This window comes from Polaromonas sp. P1_G2, assembly GCF_056405515.1.
On sequence record NZ_JBFUBY010000009.1, the window covers coordinates 24,745 to 30,747 of the forward strand.

Consider the following 6,003-nt stretch of genomic DNA (forward strand, 5'->3'; position numbering starts at 1 on the left):
AAGAAACAAGACGGAGACAACATGACACCCAAAATCGGATTTATCGGCATCGGCATGATGGGCCACGGCATGGCCAAGAACCTGCTGGCCAAAGGCTTAGTCCTGACCTTCAAGGTCAACCGCAACCGCGACAACCTGGCCGACCTGATCGCGGCCGGCGCGAAGGAAGCCAAAACCAACGCCGAATGCGCGCAGGCATCGGACATTGTGTTCATCTGCGTCACGGGCTCGCCCCAGGTCGAGGACATCGTCTACGGCAAGGACGGCCTGCTGGACGGCGGCCGCAAAGGCCTGATCGTGGTCGACACCTCCACGGCAGAGCCGGCCTCCAGCACCCGCATCCGCAAGGACCTCGCGGCCAAGGGCATCAAGCTGGTCGATGCGCCGCTGGCGCGCACGCCCAAGGAGGCCGAGGAAGGCCGGCTCAACACCATGGTGGGCGCCGAGCCTGAAGACTTCAAGACGCTGGAGCCGGTGCTCAAGGCTTTTTGCGAAAACATCTTCCACGTCGGCCCGCCAGGCCACGGCCATGTGCTCAAGCTGGTCAACAACATGATGGCCATGAGTTTTGCGGCCTCGATCGCCGAAGCCTTCGCGGTCGCGGCCAAAAGCGGGCTGGACCTGAATCGCCTCTACGACGTGATCTCGGCCGGCGGCGTGAACTGCGGCATTTTCCAGATGATGGCGACCAAGACGCTGAAAGAAGGCGACGTCACCGGCTTCAAGTTCGGCATCGCCAACGCGCAGAAAGACCTGCGCTACTACACCCACCTGGCCGAGATGCTGCCCGTCACCAGCTTTATGGGCGAGGCCACGCACCAGAGCCTGATCCAGGCCAGCAACGCCGGCTTCGGCGACAAGCTGATCGCCTCCCTTTTCGAAGCACAGGAAAAACTCAACGACGTCAAGATCGTTCCCCGTTAGGCCAACCCGTTCGACCCATTCACACGCAGGAGACAAAACCATGAGCGACATCAAGAACAACGACACAAGCCCCGAATCCAAATCCGAGGCCACGGCCACTTCGCGCCGAACGCTGCTCAAGCACTCCAGCCTGGCGCTGGTGGGCGCGGGCCTGTACGGCGCGGCGCCCTTCATGGGCCCCTGGAAACACAACCACGCCTGGGCGCAGAGCGGCCAGAAGAAGCCGCTGACCATTGGCCTGACCATGGACGCCTCGGGCCTGTACGCGGCCTCGGGCGCCGAGGAGCGGCTGGGCGCCATGATGGCGATCAAGGAGTTCAACGACAAGGGCGGCGTGCTGGGCCGGCGCATCGAGGCCATCCACATCGACACCGAGACCACGCCGGCCACCGGCTCGCGTGTGGCCGAGCGCATGATCACGCGCAACGAGGCGGCCTTCCTGATAGGCGCGGTGCACTCGGGCGTGTCCAACGCCATCTCGCAGGTGGCGCAGAAATACGGCACGGTGTTCCTCAACACCAACTCCAGCAGCCCGACTGAGGCCGGCAAGGACTGCCACCGCACCAAGTTCGTCTGGGACGGCAATGGCACCAATTTTTCCAATGCGATCGTCAAGAACGCCATCAAGGCCAGCGGCAAGAACTGGGTGCTGCTGACCAACGACTATGTGTGGGGCCACACCACCTCCAAGGCAACGCGCGCCATCGTGGAGGCCAACGGCGGCAAGATCGTGGAAGAGTTGCTGGTGCCGCAGAACACGCGCGACTTCTCGTCCTACCTGCTCAAGCTGCAGCAGCTCAAGCCCAATGTGGTGGCCACGGCCGTGGGCGGCGATGACATCAAGGCGCTGCGCCAGCAGGTGGTGCAGCTCAAGATGAACCAGACCATGGCCTGGATCAACAACCAGCAGGACTGGCCCGATGTCTACGGCCTGGGCCCGGAGGCCATCTTCGGCGTCTTCGGCACCACCTGGTACTGGCGCCTGAACCTGCCCGGCGTGAAGGAATTCGTCGCGGCCTACCAGAAGCAGTTCCCGGGCATGGCCATCCGCGTGCCGGGCAATGTGTACCACAACGGCTACATGGCCACGCGCGAACTGCTGCGCTGCGTGGAAGAGGCCGGCACCACCAACAACATCGCGGTCATCAAGAAGCTCGAGGGCCGCAAGATGAGCGCCGCCGACCGCCTGCAGCACTACGACGCCTGGATGGACCCGGTCACCCACCAGTGCCAGCAGACGATTTACATGGCCAGCTACAACGACCAGCCGGCCGAGAAGGACGATATCTTCAAGATCCTCACCCAGGCCGATCCCAAGGACGTGATGGACAAGGATTCCTCGGGTGCCTGCAAGCTCGAGAGCTACGACGCGACGCCCAGCTACGAAGCCTGACCGGCCCTTGATCCTCAAAGACTGACAAAGACCGACATGGATTTCCTGCTCCGGCTTATTCCGCACCTCGTCAACGGCATCTCGCTGGGCCTGCTGTTCGCGCTCATCGCGCTGGGCTTCATGCTGATCGTGGGGGTGATGGAGACCATCAACCTCGCGCACGGCTCGTTGTTCGCGCTGGGCATGTACTTCGCGCTGTTTTTGATCGCGCCGCAATTGGGCATGTTTCCCAACCTGCAGGCCTGGTACATGACGCTACCACTGGGAACGCGTTACGGCGTGGCGCTTGTTTTTGCGCCGATTTTTGTCGGTATCTTCGGCATGCTGCTGGAGCTGTGCATGCGGCGTACCTACGGCCGCGACCCGCTGTACGGCCTGCTGCTGACCTTCGGCGCCGCCCTGGTGATTGAAGAGGGCATTCGCCTGGTGTGGGGCTCGTCGGAAAAGCAGCTGATGCTGCCGGAGGTGATTTCCGGCGCTTTCCTGATGGGGGACCTGGTCTACTCAAAGTACCGCTTCTTCGCCAGCGGCTTTGCCGTCCTGATGATTGTGCTGCTCTGGGTGTTTTTGCAGAAGACGCCCTACGGCGCCATCATCAAGGCCGGCGCGCATGACAGCGAAATGGTGCGCGCCCTGGGCATCAACCTTTCGCGCCTGCGCCTCTTCGTCTTCGGCCTGGGCGTGGCGCTGGCCGCCATCGCGGGCGTGGTCATGGCGCCGATCTGGGGCATACGCCCGCATGTGGGCGTGGACGCGGTGGTGCCGGCCTTCCTGATCATTGTGCTGGGCGGCGTCGGTTCGTTGTGGGGCGCGGTGATTGCCGGGCTCATGGTCGGAATGGTGGTGGGTCTCACGGGCTCCTATGCATCCGAGTGGTCGCTGATGTCTATGTACCTGTTGTTCATCGCCGTCGTGACTTTCCGTTCGAGGGGTTTGTTTGGCAAGAAGAGCGTCCTCGATGCTTGATCACCCGTCTTTACGGAAGGCTATTTGAATGAAACCGCTTCAAGACAAAGTCGCGCTGGTCACGGGCGCGGCCGGCACCATGGGCCTGGCCGTCGTCAAGGCCTTGCTCGAAGACGGCTGCAAGGTCGCGATGGTCGATGTGAGCCATGAGCGCAACCGCGCGCTGGCCGATGAACTGGGCTCGCGTGCCTTGTCGTTCTCGTTTGACATCAGCGATGCCGCCGCCGTGAGCGACGGCCATGCGCTCATCGTCAAGGCCTTGGGGCCGGTCGACATCCTGGTCAACAACGCGGGCATCCTCTCCAACAACAAGGTCGAAGCCACCGAAGCCGGCGAGTGGCGGCGCGTGCTGGGCGCCAACCTGGACGGCGCGTTTTACCTCGCGCAGCAGGTGGTGCCGGCAATGAAGGCGCGGCGCTTCGGCCGCATCGTCAACACCAGTTCCCTGGCGGCCAAGACCGGGGGGCTGACGGCGGGCACGGCGTACTCGGTGTCCAAGGGCGCGATGAGTTCGCTGACCTTTTCACTGGCACGCGAGCTTGCGCCCTTCGGCGTCACGGCCAACGCTGTCGCGCCGGCCTACGTCAAAACCCCCATGATCACCGAACAGCTCAATGAGGAGCAGCGCCAGAAGCTGCTCAAGGACATCCCGGTCGGCCGCTTCTGCGAGCCTGAGGAGTTCGCCCACGTGGTGCGCTTCCTGGCCTCGCCGCTGTCGGGCTTCATCACGGGCGAGATCATCGACCTCAACGGTGGCCTTTTGATGGACTGAGGAAAACCCTTTCGCCGCCGCCCCGCTTTGCGCCTCACAATTTGCCATCCATGAGCATCACACCTCAAATTGATTTCAGCGCCGCGCTGACAGGCCTGTTCGACCTGCGCGGCAAAACCGCTTACGTACCCGGCGGCTACGGTGGCATTGGCGAGGCGATTGCCTGGGGCCTGGCGATGGCTGGGGCGCGCGTGGCGGTGTCGGGCCGCGACGAGGCCAAGGCGCAGGCCGTGGCCTCGGCCTTGCAGGCGGCGGGACATGAAGCCATGGGCCTGGCCATGGACGCGCATTCGGTGCCGCAGATGCAGGCCTCCGTCGACGCGGTGGCAGCGCGGTGGGGCGGCCTCGACATCCTGGTGAACTGCGTCGGCATGCAGCGCGAGCAGGCCTTGCTCGAGGTCACCGAAGAAGCTTTTGACGAAGTGCTGCAGGTCAACCTCAAGGCCGCGATGTTTCTGGCGCAGGCGGCAGCCAAACACCAGATCGCAGGCGGCAAGGGCGGCGCGCAGGTGCATTTGCTCTCGGTGCGCGCGCAGCTTGGTTTACGCGGCCGTGGCTACTCGGCCTACAGCAGCAGCAAGGGCGGCCTGGTCATGCTGATACGCCAGCATGCGAGTGAGCTTGCGCCGCATGGCATCACGGTGAACGGCATTGCGCCCACGGTGGTGCAGACCGAGATGGCGCGCCACTGGCTGGAAAATCCCGAGACGCGAAAACAGGTGCTGGAACGTATCCCGCTGGGCCGCGTGGCTGACCCCCAGGACGTGGCCGGTGCGGCGGTGTTTTTTGCAGCACCTGCATCCCGGTTCGTCACGGGGCAAGTCCTGTACCTCGACGGCGGAATTACCGCGTCCCAGTAACCCCGCCCGCTAGTGCCGCGACGGCATGCTGCACGCCGCCGCTGCCGATCGGAATACCCTGCACCCTCAGGGCGGCTTCCACACCGGCAAGGCAGCCGAGGATCATCGCCGGATTCATGTCACCCAGGTGGCCTATGCGAAAGCTGCGGCCTGCCAGCGGCCCCAGGCCGCCCGCGATGGCGACCTGGAACTGCTCGCGCGCGACTGAGCGCAAGGCTTCGGGGTCAATGCCGGCGGCCACGGACACCGTGGTGACGGAGACCGAGCGCGCCGCCGGCTCGCGCACAAACAGGCTGAGCGCGCCGCCTTCGCTCCAGGCCTCGACGGCGGCATGCACCGCGCCGGCGATCATGCGGTGGCGGGCGATGACTTGCTCAACGCCCTCGTGAAAAATCAGGCCCAGCGCGGCCTCAAGACCGAACAGCAGGCTTTGCGGCGGCGTGCCGCAGAACTTGCGGTAGCTGAGCGGGCTTTGCCGACGCGCCCAGTCCCAGTAGAAGCGCGGTGAGGGGTTGGCGGCCGCTACTTTCATCGCGGCGGCGTCCGCGGCCACAAAGGCCAGCCCGGGCGGCACCATCAGGCCTTTTTGCGAAGCGCCCAGCACGACGTTGGCGCCCAGCGCATCCATGGCAAAGGGCGCCGCGCCGAGCGAGGCGACCACGTCCACCACCAGCAGCGCAGGGTGGGCCGCGGCGTCCAGCGCCTGCCGGATCCTGGCGAGGTCGCTGGTCATGCCGCTGGCGGTGTCGGTGTGCACCACAAATACGGCCACGATGGCATGCGCGGTGTCGGCGCGCAAGGCGGCTTCGATGGCCGGCACGTCGATCGGGTAGCCTTCGCGCCAGGGTGTGCGCCAGACTTTCGCGCCCATGGCCTCGGCCTGCACGGCCCAGGATTCGGAGAAATGCCCGGTGCCCGCGATCAGCACCTGCTGGCCCGGCGCGAGCAGGTTGGCGATCACGGCCTCCCAGGCGCCGTGGCCGTTGCAGGCATACATGAAGACGTCGGCCGCGGCGGTTTGCAGCAGCGCCTTGAGCCCGGTCTCGCAGGCCTGGATCACACGATCGAGCCGCGGGTCGGCCAGGTCC

6 protein-coding genes are annotated in these 6,003 nt (G+C 64.9%); 5 read left to right on the forward strand and 1 reads right to left on the reverse strand.

Going from position 1 to position 6,003, the window contains the following annotated elements; all coding sequences use genetic code 11:
- Nucleotides 1–21: 21 nt before the first annotated feature.
- From AC1D0P_RS02300 to AC1D0P_RS02320, 5 genes are read left to right on the forward strand one after another with little or no spacing between them, the layout of a single operon-like run.
- On the forward strand, nucleotides 22–924 hold the full coding sequence (locus AC1D0P_RS02300) for an NAD(P)-dependent oxidoreductase (RefSeq protein ID WP_477675200.1): 903 nt from the start codon (nucleotides 22–24) through the stop codon (nucleotides 922–924).
- Nucleotides 925–964: 40 nt separating this feature from the next.
- Nucleotides 965–2,317 (forward strand): ABC transporter substrate-binding protein, encoded by a 1,353-nt coding sequence (locus AC1D0P_RS02305; protein WP_477675201.1) that lies wholly within the window; start codon nucleotides 965–967, stop codon nucleotides 2,315–2,317.
- A gap of 36 nt (nucleotides 2,318–2,353) precedes the next feature.
- Nucleotides 2,354–3,283: a branched-chain amino acid ABC transporter permease gene (locus AC1D0P_RS02310; RefSeq protein WP_477675202.1), complete on the forward strand. Its 930-nt coding sequence runs from the start codon at nucleotides 2,354–2,356 to the stop codon at nucleotides 3,281–3,283.
- A 28-nt stretch (nucleotides 3,284–3,311) separates the two neighbouring features.
- A complete protein-coding gene (locus AC1D0P_RS02315) occupies nucleotides 3,312–4,055 on the forward strand; it encodes an SDR family NAD(P)-dependent oxidoreductase (RefSeq protein WP_477675203.1) in 744 nt (247 codons plus the stop codon).
- A 50-nt stretch (nucleotides 4,056–4,105) separates the two neighbouring features.
- Entirely contained in the window at nucleotides 4,106–4,915 is an 810-nt protein-coding gene (locus AC1D0P_RS02320) for an SDR family NAD(P)-dependent oxidoreductase (protein WP_477675204.1), read from the forward strand.
- On the opposite strand, the gene AC1D0P_RS02325 is transcribed toward AC1D0P_RS02320, so the two are convergent.
- On the reverse strand, nucleotides 4,899–6,003 hold a 1,105-nt coding region (locus AC1D0P_RS02325; protein ID WP_477675205.1), incomplete at its 5' end, for a pyridoxal-phosphate-dependent aminotransferase family protein. The genes AC1D0P_RS02320 and AC1D0P_RS02325 overlap by 17 nt on opposite strands.

Excerpts from the sequence above, each read along its gene's own strand:
- AC1D0P_RS02300 (WP_477675200.1), top strand. The coding sequence starts at position 22 with ATGACACCCAAAATCGGATTTATCGGCATCGGCATGATGGGCCACGGC.
- AC1D0P_RS02305 (WP_477675201.1), top strand. The coding sequence starts at position 965 with ATGAGCGACATCAAGAACAACGACACAAGCCCCGAATCCAAATCCGAG.
- AC1D0P_RS02310 (WP_477675202.1), top strand. The coding sequence starts at position 2,354 with ATGGATTTCCTGCTCCGGCTTATTCCGCACCTCGTCAACGGCATCTCG.
- AC1D0P_RS02315 (WP_477675203.1), top strand. The coding sequence starts at position 3,312 with ATGAAACCGCTTCAAGACAAAGTCGCGCTGGTCACGGGCGCGGCCGGC.
- AC1D0P_RS02320 (WP_477675204.1), top strand. The coding sequence starts at position 4,106 with ATGAGCATCACACCTCAAATTGATTTCAGCGCCGCGCTGACAGGCCTG.